Here is an 18,464-nt window from a genome sequence, read left to right as displayed (position 1 = left end):
CGCCCGCGGCCCCGCTCACTCCTGCCCCCGCACGATCCCCAGCGTCCCCGCGCCGCCGCGCAGCGCCGCCGACACCGCCCCGGCTGCGGCGCGCACCATCGGCCCCAGCATCGCCACGCTCCCCTCGTCCAGCGTGAACGTCAGCCCGACGATGCCGACCGCGCCGGCGACCTGGCCGCCTGGTCCCAGCACCGGGGCCGCGATGGCGCGGACGTCCTGCTCCGCGTACTCGTCGTCGACCGCGTAACCCTGTTCGCGTACGGCGGGCAGAGCCGCGAGCACGGCCTCCGGATCCGTCGCCGTCCGCGGCGTACGGGCCGGGAGGGGCGCGCTGCCCAGCAGCTCCGCCGCCGTCTGCGACGGAAGGGCCGACAGCATCGCCCATCCCACCGCCGAGCAGTACAGCGGGACCTCGCCGCCCGCGGCCGGCGCCATGTGGTACGCGGACGACGGCTCCGAGTGCGTCACATGCACCGCCACGGCCCCGTCCCGTACCGAGAAGTGGGCCAGGTGGCCGGTGCGCTGCCGCAGGTCGTCCAGGACCGGGCGGGCCAGCCGCAGCTCGCGGCTGGACGCCATCGTCGTGGCGGCGAGCCCGAGCAGACGCGGTCCGGCCTGGTAGTTGCCGCCGGGGCCCGGGACCGCGTATCCGGCGTCGGCGAAGGTCTGCAGCAGACGGTGGACGGTCGGCTTCGGCAGCCCCGTGCGGGCGGCGAGGTCGGCCAGGCGATGCGGGGCATCGGGCTGGACCAGTGCGTCCAGCACCTCGAGGGCCTTGTCCACAGGGCCCTTTGCGGCGGCACGCGGCACCTCGCGGTGGCTCGCGGGGGTAATGACCGGCTTCGGCATGTCACTCAGCCTAACTCATCGCCGTTCCATTATCCGGAACGGACAGACGATTCATCGGAACGCCCCGTCCGTGCCCGGTACGACGGCCACCACGTCGATCTCCACCAGGATGTCCATCAGATCAGAGCCGACGGTGGTGCGCACCGGACAGGGCTCGCCGAAGAACTCGCGGTAGGCGGCGTCGTACCCGGCGAAGTCCCGCTTCAGATGCTGCAGGTGTGTCGTCACCTTCACCACGTCCCGCAGGGTCAGCCCCTGTTCGGTGAGCACGGCGGCGATGTTGCGCAGTACCTGTGCGGTCTGTGCCCCGACGCCTTCCGGAATCTCGCCCGTCACCGGGTCCTGCGGGCCGAAGCCCGCCGTGTACAGGAATCCGCCCGCCACCACGCCCTGGGAGTAGGCACCCGCGGGGCGAGGGGCCCCGGGTGTGTGCACGGCCCGCTTGCTCGTCCGCTCGCTCATCCCGTCAGGTCCCCGTCCCGCTCGTTGGCCGCGGCGTAGTGCCGGAGCTTTTCCTCGTCCACGCTCACGCCAAGCCCCGGTCCCGTCGGCACCCTCAGCCGGCCGTTCTCCAGGTGCAGCGGCTCGATGATGTCGTCGGCGTGCAGGTAGTACATGCTGTCGATGGCGCGCGAGAGCACGGGGGTGCTGGAGACGACGGCCAGGTGCGCCGCCGTGGCGATGCCCAGCTCGCCTCCGCTGTGCAGGTTCATGCCCAGGCCGAAGGTCTCGCAGTGCGCGGCCAGCGCTTTGGTCGCCGCGATACCGCCCCACTTGTAGACGTCACCGTGGATGACATCGACGGCGTTCAGCCGCATGGCGGGGGCGAACTCCTCGAAGCGCACGACGCACATGTTGGTGCACAGCGGGATGCGCACCTTCGCCTTCACCTGGCTCATCCCCTCGATGCCGACGCAGGGGTCCTCCAGATACTCCAGGTCGAGTTCCTCCAGGGCTATGCCGGCGCGTATCGAGTCGGGCACGGACCAGGCCGCGTTCGGGTCGACGCGCAGGTTCACCCCGGGCAGCGCCTCGCGCACGGCGCGCAGGATGGCGACATCGCCCGCGCAGTCCTTCGTGCCCTTGAGTTTGACGGCCTCGAAGCCGCCCTCCGCCACGACGCGTACCGCGTGCTCCGCCATCGCCTCGGGCAGGCCCGCGCCCTGCGCGCCCGGCGCGTCGGCGCGGGTGATGAGCGCGGTGATCGGGACCTCGTCGCGGACGGCACCGCCCAGCAGATCGGTGACGGACTGATCGGTGGCCTTGCCCATCGCGTCCCAGCAGGCCACATCGAGGGCGGCGATCGCCGCGTAGCCGAGGTAGCCGTAGAAGAACGGCACCATGTGCTGCTTGCGGTGAAAGCTCTCCAGCGCGAACGGGCTGGTCCCGATCAGGTCCGGGGCCATCGACCGGACGATCGCGGCGACCGGCGCGCCCCACATCGTCTCGCCCCAGCCCTCGACACCCTCATCGGTACGAATGCGCACCACGGTGCGCGTCTCGCCCGTCTTGGTCTCGAACGAGCTGGTGAAGGGGTTGACGAGGGGGAGGTTGACCACCCATACGTCGACGTCAGTGATCTTCATTGCTACTCCTCGCATCATCGGGGTGACCGGCTCGCCGCGTCGAAGGCATGGATCGCCCGGGCCAGTCCGCGCGCCCGGTCCTCCAGCAGCCGGTCGCCCCGGGCGGCGTCGGCATCGCAGGCGTCGTCCGTGGAGCCGCCGACCCGCTCCCATTCCCCGTGGCGCTCCACCGTCAGGCCCGGGTAGGGCGGGGTGTCGAACAGGGGCGGCGGTTCGACCGGAGCGCGGGCGGGCACGGGTGTCCGCACCAGGTCCGGGTGGGCCGCCAGCATGAGTGACGTCTCGAACCATCCGGCATGCCCTGGGGTGACATCCGGCCGCCCCGCTCCGTCCTCACCCGCGGTGAGGGTCCAGTACGAGCAGGCGGCGACCGTCACCGGGGAACGCAGCGCGAACCGCTTCACGGCGAGCCGCATGATCTCGTCGTTGCCGCCATGGCCGTTCACGACCATGACGCGGCGGTATCCGCTGGTCACGAGCGAGTCGAGGATGTCGTCCAGCACCGCGCCCAAGGTCGCCGCGGAGAGCGAGACGGCCGCCGCGAACAAGTGGTGCGGGCTGTGCCCGAAGGGCAGCGCCGGCAACCGCACCACGCCGGGCCCGGCCTCCCGGGCGAGCATGTCCAGCGCGCGGTCCACCACCTCCTCGACCAGGAGGGTGTCGGTGCCCATCGGAAGGTGCGAGGCGTGCTGCTCCTGCGAACCGATGGGCAGCAGAGCGATGCCCTCCTCGCCGGCCCGGCGCACCTCGCGCCAGGTGAGTTCGGTCAGTCTCGATTGGCTCACGGTGCTACCTCTCCGAAACGGGGCCATGGCAGAGTCGGCGCATGGCGCACAAACGTTCTCCGTTGCGACTGGTCCCCGAGGCCGCGCCGCAACCGGCCGCTCCCCAGGCGCCTCGGCGGCTGGGGGCCGTCGAGCTGGTCCCCGGTCGGGTCAGGGCGGCCGTACTGTCCATGGCGGGCCGGATAGTGGACCGCACCGAGTCGTCGTACGATGCGGCCACCGCGACCCCCGCGGACATCGACACGGCGCTGGCCGGGGCGGCCGGGGTCTTCGCTGGCCATGAACTTCAGGGGATCGGGGTGGCCGCCGCCGGGCTCGTGGACCCCGTCACGGGCCTGATCATGGAGGTGAACGATGCCCCCGGACTGCACGGCTATCCGGTCACGGAGCGGCTCGGCGCGCTCACCGGGGCGAGCGTGCGGGTGGAGCATCGGGCGCGACTGCAGGTGCTCGGCGATCGCTGGTTCGGCGCCGGTCGTGGACGGCGCACCTTCGCCTCGGTCTCCACAGGCGAGGTACTCGGCGTGGGGATCCTCTACGACGGCGAGGTGATGGCCCCGCCCGGCGGGCGCAGCGGCGCGCATATGACCGTGTCGGCCAGTGGCGAGCGGTGCACCTGCGGGAACCGCGGCTGCTGGAAGACCGTGGCCACCACCGGCTGGCTGCGGGCCCGGGCCCGCGCCGTGGGGCTCGGGGGCGAGACGTCCCTGGAGGCACTGGTGCACCGCGGGGACGCGCTCGCCGGGCAGGTGGTGGAGGAGTACGCGCAAAACCTCGCGCTGGGGCTGGTGAACGTACAGCAGCTCTTCGCACCCGGCCTCTTCATCCTGCACGGTGAGGCGCGCGAGGGCGGTGAGCGATTTCGCACCGTGGTGGAGGAACGGCTGCGGGACGCCGTCGCCTTCTCGGGAGCCGAGCAGCCGCGCGTGCTCGTCGGCACGGCCGCCGTCGACGATGTCGCGCTGCTCGGCGGCGCCGGTCTCGTCGTCTCGCACCTGTAGCGCGTGGCCGGTCATCGGCTCTCGTCGCTCGTCAGGGACACGCGGTCCGCGGCACGGCGGCCCCTGCGCGGGTCGAGGACCGGCACCGCGTCGAGCAGTTGCCGCGTGTAGGGGTGCTGGGGGGTGCGCAGCACCGCGGCCGTCTCGCCCACCTCGACCAGCCGCCCTCGGCGCATCACCGCGACCCGGTCGGCCACCTGCCGTACGACGGCGAGGTTGTGCGAGACGAACACATAGGTGAGGCCCAGCCGCCTCTGGAGATCCGCCAGCAGGTCGAGGACGGTGGCCTGCACGGATACATCCAGTGCGCTGGTGGGCTCGTCGAGCACGAGCAGACGCGGCCGGAGCGCCAGGGCCCGTGCGATCGAGACGCGTTGGCGCTGGCCGCCGGAGAACTCGTGCGGGTAGCGGTCCTGGATGCCGGCGTCCAGGCCCACGGCCTCCAGGAGTTCCCCGACCCGTTCCCGGGTGCGGGCCCGGGCGCGCCGCCCGCGGGCCTCGGGATCGTGGGTGATCAGCGGTTCGGCGACGATGTCGGTGATGCGCATCCGCGGGTTCATGCTGGAGTACGGGTCCTGGAGGACGACCTGCATCTGGCGGCGTACGGCACGCAGCCCGGCGGGGGAGAGGGCGGCGAGGTCCTGTCCGTCGAAGCGCACGTTTCCGGCGGTGGGTTCGACGAGCTTCAGCAGCAGCCGGGTCAGGGTGGTCTTGCCGCAGCCGGACTCGCCGACCAGGGCCAGGGTCTCCCCTTCGTGGACCTCGAGCGAGACGTCGTCGACGGCCACGTTCACCGTCCTGGTGCCGAACTCCTTGCGCAGGCCTACGAGTTCCAGGAGAACCTTTCTGGCCGGGGGCGCGGGCGCAGCGGCTTCGGTGGTCATGCCGCCTCCAATCGCGGGGTGGCGGCGAGCAGTTTGCGGGTGTAGTCGTCGGCCGGACGGTCGAAGACGTCGAGCACGTCGCCGGTCTCGACGACCTTGCCCTGGTTCATGACCACGACACGGTCGGCGGTCTCCGCCACGACCGCCAGGTCATGGGTGATCAGCACGACCGCCATGCCGTGTTTGTGCTGGAGGGTGACGAGCAGGTCGAGGATCTGGCTCTGCACGGTGACGTCCAGGGCGGTGGTCGGCTCGTCGGCGATGAGCAGGCGGGGCCGTCCCACCAGCGCGGTCGCGATCATCACGCGCTGCCGCAGGCCGCCGGAGAGTTCGTGCGGATACTGCCGGTAGCGCAGGGCCGGGTCGGGTATGCCGACCTCGTCCAGCGCGTCCAGCGCGGCGTCCCTGGCCTCGGCGCGGGACATACCGGTGTGGTGTCTGAGCACCTCGGCCACCTGTGCCCCGACGCGCTGCAGCGGATCGAGGCAGGTCATCGGGTCCTGGAAGACCATGGCGATGTCGCGACCCCGGATCCGGCCGAGTTCCTTCTCGGAGAGCGCCAGCAGATCACGTCCGTCGAAGAGGATCTCGCCGCTCGCGTAGACGCACGGCGGGCTCGGGTTCAGACGCGGGACGGACAGCGCGGTGGCGGTCTTCCCGCTGCCCGACTCGCCCACGACGGCGAGCGTCTCACCGGCCCGGACGTGGAGAGAGACGTCCCGGACGGCGTGCACGACGGAGGTCTCGAGCCTGAAGTCGACGCTGAGGCCGTTGATTTCCAGCAGCGGCTGCTCGTCCGCCGGCCGCTGGGACGGGTCGGTTGTCGGTCGGTCGATGGTCATCGGCGGTAGGCCTTCGGGTCCGCGACGTCCCGCAGGGCGTCGCCGGTGATGTTGATGGCGAGAGAGGTCAGCATCAGCGCGATGCCGGGGAATACGGCGACCCACCAGGAGGTGCCCAGATAGAGCTGGCCGTCGGAGAGCATGGCGCCCCAGGTGACCGTCTCCCTGGGCACTCCCAGGCCCAGATAGCTCAGGGAAGCCTCGGCGACGATCGCGGCGGCGACGTGCAGGGTTCCGATGGTGGCCAGCGGTGCCATCACGTTGGGCAACAGATGGCGGCGCATGATGGTGACGTCGGTGACGCCGATCGCCCGGGCCTCGGTGATGAAGTCGCGCGTGCGCAGCGACATCACCTCGGACCGCACGACGCGGGCGTAGGAGACCCAGCCGGTGAAGCCGAGCACCAGGATCACGTACCACAGACCCGAGCCGAGGAAGCCGACGATGGCGAGGGCCAGGAGCAGCGAGGGGAAGGCGAGCTGGACGTCGGCGAGCCGCATGAGCACCCGGTCCGCCCAGCCGCCGAAGTAGCCGGAGGCCAGTCCCACGACGATGCCGATGACACCGGCGAGCAGGGCGGCCCCCGCGCCGACGAGCAGGGAGACCCGGGCGCCGTAGATGACGCGCGAGAGCATGTCGCGGCCCAGCTGGTCGGTGCCGAGGAGGTGGGCGCCGCTGCCGCCGTCCTGCCAGGCGGGGGGCCGCAGCCGCAGGAGGAGGTTCTGCGCGTTGGGTTCGTAGGGGGCGACGAGCGGTGCGAACAGGGCGGCGATCAGCAGTACGGCGAGTACGGCGAGGGCCAGGACGGCGAGCTTGTCGCGCAGCAGCGCGCGCAGGACGACGGACCGGGAACCGCCGGCCGGTGCCGCCGCCGGGGCGCGGCCGGTCGCGGCAGGTGACAAGAGGGTCATCGGGACGTCCTCACCCTCGGGTCGAGGAAGCTGTAGGAGAGGTCGACGAGCAGGTTCACCACGACGAAGGTGGCGGCGAAGAACAGGACGGTGGCCTGGACGAGCGGGAAGTCGCGATTGGAGATGGCCTCGACGGTCAGCTGTCCGACTCCGGGCCAGGAGAAGACCCGTTCGGTGAGGATCGCCCCGCCGAGCAGGTTGCCCACTTCGAGGCCGATGACGGTCACCACCGGCAGTGAGGCATTGCGCAGCCCGTGCCTGAGCACCACCTTCAGCGGCCCGAAGCCCTTGGCGCGGGAGCTCCGGATGTGGTCGGAGGACAGGACGTCGATCAGCGAGGAGCGCAGCAGCCGCGCCACGACGGCCACGGAGTAGACGGCGAGGGTGACGGCCGGCAGGACCAGATTGGCGAAGGTGCCGTATCCGGAGGCGGGCAGGGCGTGCAGCCAGACGGCGAAGACCAGGATGAGGAGGATGCCGACCCAGAACGGCGGGGTGGACTGGCCGAGCAGGACACCGGTCATCACGGTGTGGTCGGAGCGGCGGCCGCGGCGCATCGCGGCGAAGATGCCCGCCGGGATGGCGATGACGAGGGTCACCGCGAGGGCGGCGGCGGCCAGTTCGATCGTGGCGGGAAGCCGGTCGGCGAGGATTTCGCTGACGGGCTGGCCGTAGACCAGGGAGTCGCCGAGGTCGAGGCGGGGCAGTCCCCAGAGGTAGTCGAGGTATTGCGTGAACAGCGGCCGGTCGAGTCCGAGGGACGCGCGGAGCACGCTCTCCTGATGGGCCGTGGCGTCGGGCGGCAGCAGGATCTTCACGGGGTCGCCGGAGAGCCGTACGAGGAAGAACGAGACGGTCGCCGCGCACAGCAGGACGAACAGTGCCGTGCCCAGGCGCCTCAGAACGGTGCGCAGCAGCCTTCCGGTGTCCCGGTGGCGCGACGGGGCGTCCGCCGGGGTGGGTGGCTTGTCGAGAGTGAGGGCGCTCATCAGGAGACCTCCGCGCTCTCCATGGCGAGGACGCCTGCGGATCCCGGCGTCCAGCGGGGGCGGTCGTTACGAGCGAAGATGTTGTCGAGCTGGTAGAGGAAGACGAAGGGTGCTTCCTGGCGCATGAGCCGTTGCAGGTCCGAGAAGGCCCGTTTGCGCTTCGCGGGGCTTTCGGAGAGCTCTTCGATGTCGATGAGGCGGTCGGCCTCCTTGGAGTGCCAGCGGCTCTGGCGCCGGTCGCTGCGTACGTTGGACTGGACGATGCTCTGGCCGTCCATCGTCCAGACGGTGCTGGCCGCCAGGTAGATCGGGCCGAGTGCGCCCCGGTTGTCGGAGGTGAGCCGGGCGGCGTAGGTGCCGGGGTCGAGCAGGTTGACCCGGGCCCGCACCCCTGCTCTGGCGAGCAGTCCCGACAGGGCCTCGGCGACGTTGGAGTCGACGTTGGACGCGGTGAGCGTCGTGGCGAAGCCGTGCGGGTGGCCGGCCTCGGCGAGGAGGGTGCGCGCGGTCTCCAGGGAGCGGGTGAAGGGCTTCACCGTGGGGTCGAAGCCGAAGGCGCCACGCGGCACGAGGGCGGGTGTCTCGGTGGCCTTGCCACCGAGCACTGCCTTGATCAGCAGGGGGACATCGATCGCGTGGTTGAGCGCCTGGCGCACGCGACGGTCCTGGAGCGGGCCCCGTTCCAGGGTGTTCAGGGACAGATAGGACGTGCGGATCCCCGTGTAGCCGTCCAGCGTGACACCGGAGTAGCCGTCGAGCTGCTGGGCGGCGTCCGGGGTGAGTCCGGCGACGAGGTCGACGCCTCCGCTCTGGAGGGCGGCGAGGGACGACGCCGCGTTGGGCGCGGGGCTGAAGACGAGGCCGTCGACGCTCGGCCGTCCGTTCCAGTGGTCGGCGTAGGCCCGCATGCGCAGTTCGTGGTCGCGCCGCCAGCTGACGAAGGTGAAGGGGCCGGTGCCGACGGGGTGTTCGGCGAACGCGGCGTCGCCCGCCTCCGCGAGGTGGCGGGGCGGCAGGACCACTCCGCCGAACAGGGAGAGCTTGGCGGGCAGGATCGGGTCGTGCACGGTGGTGTGCACGTCCACGGTGAGCCGGTCGACCACGGTGACGCCCTTGACGTAGCGCAGTTCGACGATCGGTGACTTGGTGGCGGGGTCGAGCAGCCGCTCGATGCTGAACGCGACGGCCCGTGCGTCGCACGCCTCACCGTTGTGGAAGGTCACCCCGGGGCGGAGCGCGAAGCGCCAGGTGCGCGCGTCGGTGGCCTTCCAGGAGAGGGCGAGCCTGGGGTGCAGCTGGTTGTCGCGGCCCCGGGTGGTGAGCGTGTCGAACATGTTGATCAGAACGTTCATGGACACCATGTCGCCCTGTTTCTGCGGGTCCAACGTCTTGGGGTCCCCGGGCTGGGAAACCCGCAGGACGTTGCCGGCCCCGTCCGCGGCGGCGTTCGTGCCGCAGGCGCTCAGGAGCGCCGGAGCGCTGAGGGCCCCGAGCAGCAGACCACCGGCCCGCAGGACGTCGCGTCGGGTGGGACGGCCGCGGTCCACCGTGCGCCCCTGACGAATTCGTTCCATTGAACAACACCTCCGTTCCGTCAGATGGAATGCGGTTGGGTTAAGCTAAGCGACATGGCGAAGGTGGTCAACACCCGATCGGTCGGCCAGGAACGCGTGGCTGATCTGACCGCATCGTTGACCACATGGGTTCGCCGGGTTGGGGCGGTGGTTTCGGCCGGTGCTGCTGAAGGTGACCGATGCCGCAGGGCCGGGACTTAGGGTGTGTGATGTGGCGAGAGAAGCCGATCGTGCCGCCTTGGCCGCCGAGGTGTGTATCGCGTTGGAGAGGTGTTGCCCGGGCTCAGCCGCGGAGCTGACCGGTTCGCTGGCGTCGGGCGCCGCGGACGCCTTCAGTGATATCGATATCGCGTGGGTGGTGCCGGACGCGCGGTTCCCGGATTGCCTGGCCCGCGTGGTCGGGGCGCTTGGAGAGGTCCAGCCGGTCGACGGCGTCCGCATTGACCCGGACTTCCACCGCTCCGACCGCCGCCGCTTGCTGTTCGTCCGCTTTGCGGGGGTGCCGCTGTTCTGGCGGCTTGACCTGGATGTGCGCACCGCATCGGTTGCGGATGACCCGCACTATGACGCGGGAAATCCGGCGGCACGCGCCCGTGAGGGCGAGTGGTCACGGCCGGCCAGTGCCCTGGCCAATGCGATCGGCGTGGTCAAAGCGCTGGCCCGGAAGCGGGATACCGAGGCCCGCGGGCTGTTGGACCGTGGGTTCGCCCGGATCGGTGAGGATGATCGGGCCACGGGTGCCTGGGCGAACGACGTGGCCCGGTTGGCACACGCCGCCGCGCTGCGCGATTCCTCCTTGGCGGACCTGTCTGCCAGGTCACCGCGCTCGCAGCCCGGCACCTCGGCAGCGGCGACGCCTGACGTGCACACTCCGGCTGGGCGAGGTCACCTCACGGCGTATCGCCCGTGAGGTGCACATTGTGCGCGGTGACCGGTTCCCCGCATTGGTCGCAGGTCAGCCTCGGGTGTGTGGGCGATCCGCACACGTCGTGGGTCCAGGCCACCATGGATCCGTTGCCCGCCGGGTCGTCCGGGAGGTAGGTATTGCCCCACTCCATCAAGATCTGGATCGCTGGGAAGAGATCGAGGCCGGCCTGGGTGAGGCGGTATTCGTAGTCGCTGCGGATCGGACCGCCCGCGTAGCGCTCCCGGATCAGCAGGCCGACGTCCACGAGCTTGCCGAGCCGGTTCGACAGAGTGGGGCGCGGAATGCCCAGGTTCTGAGCGAACTGTCCGTAACGGTGCACACCGAAGAAGGCTTCACGGAGGATCAGCATCGTCCATCGCTCGCCGACCAGGTTGAGGGTCCGCGTGACCGAGTCGTCGCCGCGCGAATCCGGGGGCTGCGCCTCAGGGGTGTCCGTCACCGAGAGATCGTATCCCGTCGTCGCCGGCCGGCCGCTTCGCCCCGATCGGCCCCGAGACGAGGTCCGGGGCGTGTTCCCTGATGAAAGCCAAGGTCCCGGCGCCGTCGGAGTCGTCCGCCGTCGTGGGTACCAGCCCGATGTGGTCGGCGCCGGCGTCGAAGTAGCTCTCGATACGTCGCAGTACTTCAGGTCCTGAGCCGATCGCGCCGACGGCCGCCGGAAGCTCGGGGGAATCTCTGGGACGAGCGTATGGCGTCCGGTGGTGGAACGCGCCTGGCGGACGAGGCCGCCGAAGCCCAGTTCGGTGAACATCTCGCCGTATCCCGGTGGGCGGAGGTAGACGGCCAGCTGCGAGGCGAGCTGGTGGTGGGTGGCCGGGTGCGGCTCGACGGAACAGGTGACCCACACCGCGAGCCGTGGTGCGGGCAGCCCGCGGGCTTCGGCGATGGCGTTCATCGACGCGCGCACCTTGGCGATGTGTTCCGGCGGCACCAGGTTCAGCACGACCTCGTCCGCGGTCTCCGCCGCGACGCGCGTCATGCGTGGCCCGAACGCCGCGACGCTGATCTTGGAGTCCGGCTGCGGCTGACGGAGCCGGAAGCCCCGCGTGCGGATGTGCCGGCCGGAAAAGGCGGCCCGCCCTCCACCGAGGAGTTCACGCAGCACCGTGACCGATTCCCTGGTGCGCTGCGGGTTGCCGCTCCAGCCGCGGTCGTGCCAGTCGGAGACGATGTGCGGGCTGGAGGCTCCCAGCGCCACATCCACGTGTGTGCCCGTCAGCGTTGCGACGCTGGCGGCCCCCATGGCGATGGCGACGGGGGAGCGCACGCCGACGGCGAGCGGGCCGACCGTCAGCCGGGGGATCGAGGTGCTGTTGGCGACGGCGGTGGCGAGGGCGAACACATCGAAGGTGGCCATCTCGCCGAGCCACAGCCGCTCGAAGCCGCAGGCACTCGCCTGGTGGGCGATCCCGAGGGCTTCCAGGTCGGGCCGGTCCAGCCAGTACGGAAGTACCACGCCCAGCGATCGCCGCCTCACAGCTGGGCCACGTTCGTCGGGAGGCCGAGCAGGATGCGGCCGGTCGTCTCCCAGGTGGCCGGGCTCACCTGGAGGTGGGCGGTGGCGGTGGTCGCGTCCCGGAAGCGGCGCTGGAGCGGCGAGCTTTCGTAGACCGCCGATCCGCCGCCGAGGTCGTACATGGCGCGGACGACCTCCGCCGACGTGCCAGCGGCGTGGGCCGCTGCCAGGCGCAACCCCGTGCGAGGGCCGAGCCCCACTGTGTCGGCGGTGCACGCCGCCTGCCAGGCGTCGTCGACGGCGGAGTAGAAGAAGGCGCGTGCGGCGCGCAAGGCGGCCTCCGCCTGTCCCACGGCGGCCTGCGTGGTCGCCTTCTCCGCCAGGGTTCGCCGAGAGCCGGTGGCCACCTTGTGGCCCGCGAGGTCCATGAGGTCATCGATCGCCCCGCGTGCGTTGCCCAGCGCGGCCGCTGCGATGGACAGCGCGAAGTACCCGTAGATCGGAAAGCGGTACAGCGGAGCGTCGATCAGCGGACCGTCGTCCAGCGCGAGTACGCGGTGCGCGGGAACGAACACCTCCTCGGCCACGACGTCATGGCTGCCCGTCGCGCGAAGGCCCGATGTGTGCCAGGTGTCGAGTATCCGTAGCTGTTCGGCCGGGATCCCGACCGCGCGGAGCGTCGGCGCACCGTCCTTGTCGCCACGGCCGTCGTCCAGGACGCAGCCGCCGAAGAAGTAGTCCGCGTGGGTGATCCCGCTGCAGAACGACCAGCGGCCGGAGGCGACCACACCTCCGTCGACCGGGCGGGCCTTGGCCCGCGGCGCCCACACGCCCGCCGCGATCGCGCGCGGGTCACCGAAAGTCTCGGCGGCGCCCTTCTCCGGAAGGTACGCCGCGAGCAGGCTGCTGGTGAGGGCGATCGAGACGCACCAGCCGGTGGCGGCGTCGCCGCGCGCGATGGTCTCGGCGCATTCAAGTGACACAGCGGGCGGGGCCTGCGCGGCTCCGAGAGCCTCGGGTGCTCCGCAGCGCATCAGCCCGGAGCCACGGAGCGCGTCGATCAGCTCCGGACTCAGCCGGCGCTCCCGCTCGCTGTCGGCGGCCATGGCCTGCGCCTGGAGACGGATGCGATCCGCCGCCTCCCTGAGGCTTTCCTGATTCGCGTCCGCCTCGTGATGCGTGTGGGGCATGGGAGACCTCTCCTCGGCGCAAGTGCTGTGGTTAAGTAGTTCATTTGCTTTACTAGTTCAGTCATTATACTTTCGCTCCATGCCGCAGCGGTCAAGTCGAAGGGGGGGGCGTCATGCGGTCGGCGAAAACCTGACAGACCATCATCGAGCGGCGCATGACGCCGAGTTCGCGGCCGTATGCGCGGGCACCGGAGGCTTGCGTGTGCTGTGGCGCTGCCGCGCGCCGGGCAGGCGACACGCGACGGAAAGGGAAACCATGGACAGCAATCACCAGATGGTGCTCGCCGCACGCCCCGAAGGCGATGTGAAGGACACCGACTTCACCCTCACCACCGCTGAGATACCCGAACCGGGCGAGGGGCAGGTCGTTGTCAAGGTCGATCTCATCTCCATCGACCCGGCGATGCGGAGCTGGATGAACCCGGGCGCGTCCTACGTACCCCCCGTGGACCTCGGCGCCGTCATGAGGGCCGGCGGGATCGGCACGGTCATCGCGTCCCGGCACCCCGAATACGCGGTCGGCGACGAGCTCTACGGAGCCTTCGGCGTTCAGGAATACGCGCTGTCCGACGGCACGGGCCTCCACAAGATCGACACCTCGATCGCGCCGAAGACGACGTACCTCGGTGCGCTCGGCATCACCGGCCTGACCGCCTACTTCGGTCTCTTCGACGTCGCCCGTATACAACAGGGCGACACCGTTGTGGTGTCGGGCGCGGGGGGCGCCGTCGGCAGCATGGTGGGTCAGATCGCCAAGATCACCGGCTGCCGCGCCATCGGTATCGCGGGTGGCCCGGAGAAATGCCGGACCCTGGTCGAAGCGATCGGCTTCGACGCGGCCATCGACTACAAGAGTGACGACGTGCGGAAAGCCTTGCGCGAGTACGCCCCCGGCGGCGTGGATGTGTACTTCGACAACGTCGGTGGCCCGATCCTGGACGCGGTGCTGACCAGGCTCGCGCGCGGGGCACGCGTCGTCATCAGCGGCGCGATCTCCCAATACAACGACCAGCGCCCGAAAGGCCCGGCGAACTACATGTCGCTGCTCGTGAACCGGGCATCGATGACCGGCATGGTCGTATTCGACTACGAGGACCGCTACCCGGAGGCGACCCGACACCTCGCCCAGTGGCTTGCGGAAGGCAAGTTGACCTCGGCCGAGCACGTGGTGGAAGGCGGTCTCAGGGACTTTCCGAGCCTGCTTCGTGGCCTGTTCACCGGAGCCAATACCGGAAAGCTGATCCTTCAGCTGTAGGACCAGGGGAACACCGAAGGTCCCTGTCTGTCAGCGGACAAAACACGTCGCCCAGCACCTCTGTGCCACACCGCCATTTTCCATCCAGGGAGCTGCGATGGCCGAATCCGAGAATGCGCTGCCGATGTCTTCCTTCCGCGAGGTGATGGCCGGTGTGGCCACGCCGGTGACCGTCGTCACCGCGATGGACGGAGAACGGCCGCACGGCACCACGGTCAGCGCTTTCGCGTCGTTGTCGATGCAACCGCCCATGGTTCTGATCGCCCTCGACCGTCGTTCGGAGCTCTTGACGTTGATCAAGTCGTCGCTGCGGTTCGGAGTCAATGTCCTGGGACACGGGCAATCCGCGCTGGCGCTGGCCTTTGCGCGAAAGGGGGGCGCCGGAAGGTTCACCGGCGTGCCCTGGGAGGTGGATTGGGACGTCCCCCGGCTGTCCGCCGCCCCCGGCTGGTTGGCCTGCGAGGTGGCGGATGTGGTCGGGGGAGGAGACCACGTGATCGCCCTGGGCAACGTCCTGGCGACCGAAGCCGCCGATGGCGCCCCGCTCACCTACCACGCCCGGGCCTTCGGCACCCACGTCGCGCTGGCATAGACCCTGGCGGGCAGCCGCATTACTGGGACCCCCTCCTGTTCGCCTCCCGCCGCGACCCGCATGCCCTGGGCACCGATTCGACGGCGCTCGGTGAGGACCCGACGGCTTTCAGCGCTCCGGCGGCACCTGCCTGCGATCAGTGGCGAAGTCGAGAACGGTACTCGCCGGGGGCCATGCCTCGGGCACGTCGGAAGGCACGGCTGAACGTGTGCGGAGAGCCGTATCCGACCGCACCGGATATCGACTCGACCGGCTCATCGGTATCGCGGAGCCGGACGGACGCCAGGTCCATGCGCCACTGCGTCACGTACGCGCCCGGCGTCTGGCCGAGGGCGGACCGGAAGTAGGACGTGAAGACGGCGGCGACGTTCTCTCCGGTGCGGACCGGCAGCCTGGCGAAGGTGTGCCCGGAGCCGTGCTCCACGACCCGGACGATGCAACCGCCGGACTGTGCGGATGGTGGCCGAATGGGTCAGTCGCGGTCGGCGCGGCGGGTGCCGTGGGGAAGCCCGTGAGCCCAGAAACGACGGTGACCCCATAGAGGCGCTCAGCCACTGGTCCAGGGGCATTTACGCCGTGATCAACCAGCAGCCGAGAGCTTCCGTGGCAGCAGCGGAAAGGATCCATGCCATGTTCTCTGTCGAGGAACGAGACCGCCTCCGAAACCGCTTGATCCAGTTTGCCGAAGCCGACGAGGCCGTCACCGGAGCGGCTCTGACCGGTTCACAAGCCACCGGACACAGCGATCGATGGTCGGACACCGACCTGGTTCTCGCGGTCCGTGACGAGCTCGCGGTGCCCTTGAGCCGCTGGACACAGTGGCTCCACGAGGAGCTCGGCGCCGTGCATCACTGGGACCTGCCGGCCGACCGAAGGATCATCCGCGTGTTTCTCCTGCCCGGCTGGCTGGAAGTCGACATCGCGTTCTGCCCCGAAGGGGAGTTCGGTGCGCGCGGCCCGCAGTGGTGGACGATCTTCGGTGAGGAACGAACCCTGGACCCCTTCCCACAAGCCGATCGCGACACCCTGACCGGCCTCGCCTGGCATCACGCTCTACACGCCCACATCTGCATCCGGCGAGGCCGGGGGTGGCAGGCCGAATACTGGATCAGTGCCTTGCGTGATCATGTCGTCGCGCTGGCGTGTCTACGCCTCGGCTATACAGCCGTACATGCCAAAGGCGCCCACCTGCTTCCCGAGGTCATGACCGCACCACTCGAGGCAACGCTCGTCCGCTCGGTCGAGGAATCAGAGCTACGACGGTCCTTGAAAGCATCCGTCACTGTCCTGACCGACGAACTCGAGCAGACCGACTCCCAGCTCGCCGCGCGACTTGGCCCCATGCTGGCTGAACTGCGAGAGCGGAGTCAGGAGTGAACCTCGTCTTCGAGGTGACGTAAGAGCGTCCTGGGCCACCCGCTTCCGCCAAGGCGGCCGCCGCCTCGCGGCGGAAGCGGCGGCTGCCCGGGTGACTCCCGGAGGCCGGTCATGCCGGGCCGGGCGTTGCGGACAAGCTCAGGCGGGCAGCTTCGTGTCGACGACGAAGCTGATCTCGATGACCTGGCCGGGGAAGGTCAGTTCGGTGACGCCGAGGACCGTGCTGGCTGGGCGGTGGTCGCCGAAGTACGCCAGGTTGCCCTCCGCTGTCGCCGTGGCATGCTGCCGCAGGTTCACCACGTACAGGGTCTGCGAGATGACCTGGTTCCTGGTGACGCCGTAGTGGTCCAGGACCTTGTCCATGTTGACGTAGGTCTGCTCGAGCTGGGCGGTGAAGTCGCCCGCGGAGAGGAACTCGCCTGCCTCGTCGAGCGAGAGCTGTCCGGAGACGTGGATGAGATCGCCGGACTTGATGGCCTGCGAGTAGCCGAAGTCGCTCTCGGCCGGCACGTTGTGGTTGAAGACATCGATGGTGGCCAATGGTGCTCGCCCCTTCTTCCTTGCTCTCTTGTAGTTACTGAGGAACTGTAGGAGAGTGTCAGTCGACCTGGAAGAACGCACTTTTCGGTGACTGGGGAACCTGATGGTGACCAAGCAGCTACTCAAGGGCCTGCCCGAGGACGCGGACCTGAGGCGCGCGGACTCTCTGGCGCGGGAGATCTTCTCGGACGTCGCCAACAAGTGGGCGTTCCTGATCATCGAGGCACTCGGTGAGCGCACCCTGCGCTTCAGCGAGTTGCGGAGCGACGTCGAGGGCATCAGCCACAAGATGCTCACCCAGAACCTGCGCATGCTGGAGCGCAACGGCCTGGTCGAGCGGAAGGTGCACCCCACCGTGCCGCCCCGGGTCGAGTACACCCTCACCGAGCCGGGCCGGGCCCTGCGCGCGACGGTCGACGGCATGTGCGGCTGGACCCACCAGTACCTCGGTCACATCGAGGACGCGCGCCATCGCTTCGGCGCCTGACGGGCGCCCAGCACCACGCCCCCGGTGGTGTGCTTCCTCTTTCGCGTTGGTGGTTGCTGGGTGACCGGGGGGTCATGGGGAGTTGGTGCGCCGGGCGTAGGCGCGGGCGGCGCGGGCGCGGTCGCCACAGCGGGTGGAGCTCCGCGTGGTCCCCGTCCACTACGACAGCTGGGCCCACTTCACCGAAGGCCGCGATGCCTGGTGGCCGTCTTCCCGCCGTCGGCCTGGCCGACCGGCTCGGTCGGCGGATGGGGGAGACGGGCCAGGAGCAGGCGCCGCTGTTCCTGTGGTCCGCCGCGGACAGGGAGGATGCGGACACTAGGTGGCGCGGCGGAGGCGAGGGCGGCCGGCACGGTGGTCAGCCCGCAGCCGGTGGCGACGAGGTGGAGCTTGGCGAGCCAGTCGCGGACGGTGTGGGCGATCTCGGGCCGCTCGTCCAGCCCCGGCCACACGCCCATGAGCCGGTCCTCGCCCGAGGAGGAGTCGGCGATCCAGCGCTGTCCGCGCAGGTCGGCCACGTCGACGAAGTCGCCGCGGGCAAGGGGGTGGTTGGCGGGCACGGCCAGATGCAGCGCGCGCTCGGTATGGCCGCCGAGGTGACGGAGGGATCACCGCCTCGACCGGCAACCAGGGGGTGCGTGTCGCACACCTCGACCTGGCCGACCCCGCGTCGGCCATCGCTTTCACCGCCGCCTGGCGGGCCCGCTGCACGTGGCCTCTTCGCCGTGGAGGCCACCTGGCGCTGGGCCGACGACAACATCACCGCCAACGCCCTGATGCCCGGGGCCATTTACACCAGCCTGCAGCGGCACACCGGCGGCCGGGGCAGCGGCAGGGTCCCCGCCCGCCTGATCAAGACCGTCGAGCAGGGCGCCGCGACCTCCGTGCTCCTCGCCACCTCGCCCCTCCTCGACGGCGTCGGCTCGTCAGACCAACTCGGCCGGCATCCAGCCGCCGGTCGACCTCTCCGCTGTCCTGCATGTGCTGGATACCGGTATGCAGGGTTGCCTGCTCCAGGGTTGCTCACTTCCGTTCCGACACCCCGCGCGAGCCGTGTAACGCGAACATGGCAGCCGTACGAAGTCGTCATTGCCGCCTTCCGGAAAGGCGAACGCGCGCTTGACCCTTTCTTGGCGCCGTGGGTAGCTTCAGCGGCATGCCGACCTCTTCGCGGTTCACGCAGCGGCGCCCTGTCGATCTGATGCGCCTCACCGTCGC

At 70.1% G+C, this 18,464-nt stretch carries 18 protein-coding genes and 3 pseudogenes; 7 read left to right on the top strand and 14 right to left on the bottom strand.

Features of this window, described 5'->3' with window-relative positions; all coding sequences use genetic code 11:
- Positions 1-15 precede the first annotated feature (15 nt).
- Genes CGL27_RS02255 through CGL27_RS02240 form a run of 4 tightly spaced genes read right to left on the bottom strand, consistent with a single transcriptional unit; the run spans position 16 to position 3,220 of the window.
- The gene (locus tag CGL27_RS02255) at positions 16-849 is read right to left on the bottom strand and encodes an IclR family transcriptional regulator (protein WP_078638215.1); all 834 of its coding nucleotides are present in this window, start codon (positions 847-849) and stop codon (positions 16-18) included.
- Positions 850-900: 51 nt separating this feature from the next.
- Positions 901-1,311 carry a Rid family hydrolase gene (locus CGL27_RS02250; protein ID WP_119984080.1) on the bottom strand — a complete coding sequence of 137 codons (411 nt, stop codon included), beginning with the start codon at positions 1,309-1,311 and terminating at the stop codon, positions 901-903.
- Entirely contained in the window at positions 1,308-2,435 is a 1,128-nt protein-coding gene (locus CGL27_RS02245; RefSeq protein WP_119984078.1) for an enolase C-terminal domain-like protein, read from the bottom strand. The genes CGL27_RS02250 and CGL27_RS02245 overlap by 4 nt, the downstream gene beginning before the upstream one ends.
- Positions 2,436-2,449: 14 nt before the next feature.
- Positions 2,450-3,220, bottom strand: a complete 771-nt coding sequence (locus CGL27_RS02240) for a creatininase family protein (RefSeq protein ID WP_078638212.1) — start codon at positions 3,218-3,220, stop codon at positions 2,450-2,452.
- A gap of 62 nt (positions 3,221-3,282) precedes the next feature.
- Between CGL27_RS02240 and CGL27_RS02235 the strand changes: the two genes are divergently transcribed.
- Positions 3,283-4,221, top strand: coding sequence for an ROK family protein (locus CGL27_RS02235; RefSeq protein WP_240450933.1), 939 nt, complete (start codon positions 3,283-3,285; stop codon positions 4,219-4,221).
- Between the two features lie 11 nt (positions 4,222-4,232).
- On the opposite strand, the gene CGL27_RS02230 is transcribed toward CGL27_RS02235, so the two are convergent.
- Genes CGL27_RS02230 through CGL27_RS02210 form a run of 5 tightly spaced genes read right to left on the bottom strand, consistent with a single transcriptional unit; the run spans position 4,233 to position 9,421 of the window.
- Positions 4,233-5,105 carry an ATP-binding cassette domain-containing protein gene (locus CGL27_RS02230; protein WP_119984074.1) on the bottom strand — a complete coding sequence of 291 codons (873 nt, stop codon included), beginning with the start codon at positions 5,103-5,105 and terminating at the stop codon, positions 4,233-4,235.
- Entirely contained in the window at positions 5,102-5,947 is an 846-nt protein-coding gene (locus tag CGL27_RS02225) for an ABC transporter ATP-binding protein (protein WP_119984073.1), read from the bottom strand. Before CGL27_RS02225 ends, CGL27_RS02230 begins: the two co-directional genes overlap by 4 nt.
- Positions 5,944-6,858, bottom strand: coding sequence for an ABC transporter permease (locus tag CGL27_RS02220; RefSeq protein WP_119984071.1), 915 nt, complete (start codon positions 6,856-6,858; stop codon positions 5,944-5,946). The genes CGL27_RS02225 and CGL27_RS02220 overlap by 4 nt, the downstream gene beginning before the upstream one ends.
- Entirely contained in the window at positions 6,855-7,847 is a 993-nt protein-coding gene (locus CGL27_RS02215) for an ABC transporter permease (RefSeq protein ID WP_119984069.1), read from the bottom strand. Before CGL27_RS02215 ends, CGL27_RS02220 begins: the two co-directional genes overlap by 4 nt.
- Positions 7,847-9,421: an ABC transporter substrate-binding protein gene (locus CGL27_RS02210; RefSeq protein ID WP_162952847.1), complete on the bottom strand. Its 1,575-nt coding sequence runs from the start codon at positions 9,419-9,421 to the stop codon at positions 7,847-7,849. The genes CGL27_RS02215 and CGL27_RS02210 overlap by 1 nt, the downstream gene beginning before the upstream one ends.
- A gap of 160 nt (positions 9,422-9,581) precedes the next feature.
- Here CGL27_RS02210 and CGL27_RS02205 point away from each other — a divergent pair, with 160 nt between their 5' ends.
- A complete protein-coding gene (locus tag CGL27_RS02205) occupies positions 9,582-10,331 on the top strand; it encodes a nucleotidyltransferase domain-containing protein (protein ID WP_240450322.1) in 750 nt (249 codons plus the stop codon).
- Here the strand turns inward: CGL27_RS02205 and CGL27_RS02195 are convergent.
- Together CGL27_RS02195 and CGL27_RS02190 are read right to left on the bottom strand one after the other, a co-directional pair.
- Entirely contained in the window at positions 10,312-11,826 is a 1,515-nt protein-coding gene (locus tag CGL27_RS02195) for an LLM class F420-dependent oxidoreductase (protein ID WP_205587596.1), read from the bottom strand. The genes CGL27_RS02205 and CGL27_RS02195 overlap by 20 nt on opposite strands.
- The gene (locus tag CGL27_RS02190) at positions 11,823-12,995 is read right to left on the bottom strand and encodes an acyl-CoA dehydrogenase family protein (protein WP_119984063.1); all 1,173 of its coding nucleotides are present in this window, start codon (positions 12,993-12,995) and stop codon (positions 11,823-11,825) included. The genes CGL27_RS02195 and CGL27_RS02190 overlap by 4 nt, the downstream gene beginning before the upstream one ends.
- A gap of 256 nt (positions 12,996-13,251) precedes the next feature.
- On the opposite strand from CGL27_RS02190, the gene CGL27_RS02185 reads away from it, so the two are divergent.
- Positions 13,252-14,250 carry an NADP-dependent oxidoreductase gene (locus CGL27_RS02185; RefSeq protein ID WP_205587893.1) on the top strand — a complete coding sequence of 333 codons (999 nt, stop codon included), beginning with the start codon at positions 13,252-13,254 and terminating at the stop codon, positions 14,248-14,250.
- Between the two features lie 97 nt (positions 14,251-14,347).
- Positions 14,348-14,842: a flavin reductase family protein gene (locus tag CGL27_RS02180; RefSeq protein WP_119984061.1), complete on the top strand. Its 495-nt coding sequence runs from the start codon at positions 14,348-14,350 to the stop codon at positions 14,840-14,842.
- Between the two features lie 136 nt (positions 14,843-14,978).
- On the opposite strand, the pseudogene CGL27_RS02175 reads toward CGL27_RS02180, so the two are convergent.
- Positions 14,979-15,185: pseudogene (locus tag CGL27_RS02175) on the bottom strand (helix-turn-helix transcriptional regulator); the annotation flags it as partial.
- Positions 15,186-15,472: 287 nt separating this feature from the next.
- On the opposite strand from CGL27_RS02175, the gene CGL27_RS02170 reads away from it, so the two are divergent.
- Entirely contained in the window at positions 15,473-16,219 is a 747-nt protein-coding gene (locus CGL27_RS02170) for a hypothetical protein (protein ID WP_119984060.1), read from the top strand.
- Positions 16,220-16,357: 138 nt separating this feature from the next.
- On the opposite strand, the gene CGL27_RS02165 is transcribed toward CGL27_RS02170, so the two are convergent.
- Positions 16,358-16,759 carry a RidA family protein gene (locus CGL27_RS02165; protein ID WP_119984058.1) on the bottom strand — a complete coding sequence of 134 codons (402 nt, stop codon included), beginning with the start codon at positions 16,757-16,759 and terminating at the stop codon, positions 16,358-16,360.
- Positions 16,760-16,862: 103 nt separating this feature from the next.
- Between CGL27_RS02165 and CGL27_RS02160 the strand changes: the two genes are divergently transcribed.
- Positions 16,863-17,246, top strand: a complete 384-nt coding sequence (locus tag CGL27_RS02160) for a helix-turn-helix domain-containing protein (protein ID WP_119984056.1) — start codon at positions 16,863-16,865, stop codon at positions 17,244-17,246.
- 179 nt (positions 17,247-17,425) lie between these two features.
- On the opposite strand, the pseudogene CGL27_RS02155 reads toward CGL27_RS02160, so the two are convergent.
- Positions 17,426-17,830: pseudogene (locus CGL27_RS02155) on the bottom strand (LysR substrate-binding domain-containing protein); the annotation flags it as partial.
- A 23-nt stretch (positions 17,831-17,853) separates the two neighbouring features.
- Between CGL27_RS02155 and CGL27_RS51430 the strand changes: the two are divergent.
- Positions 17,854-18,169, top strand: a pseudogene (locus tag CGL27_RS51430) (oxidoreductase); the annotation flags it as partial.
- Positions 18,170-18,464: the final 295 nt, after the last annotated feature.

Source organism: Streptomyces sp. 11-1-2 (assembly GCF_003595545.1).
In the GTDB taxonomy this organism is placed as follows: domain Bacteria; phylum Actinomycetota; class Actinomycetes; order Streptomycetales; family Streptomycetaceae; genus Streptomyces; species Streptomyces hygroscopicus_B.
This window is presented reverse-complemented; position numbering and strand designations above follow the sequence as displayed.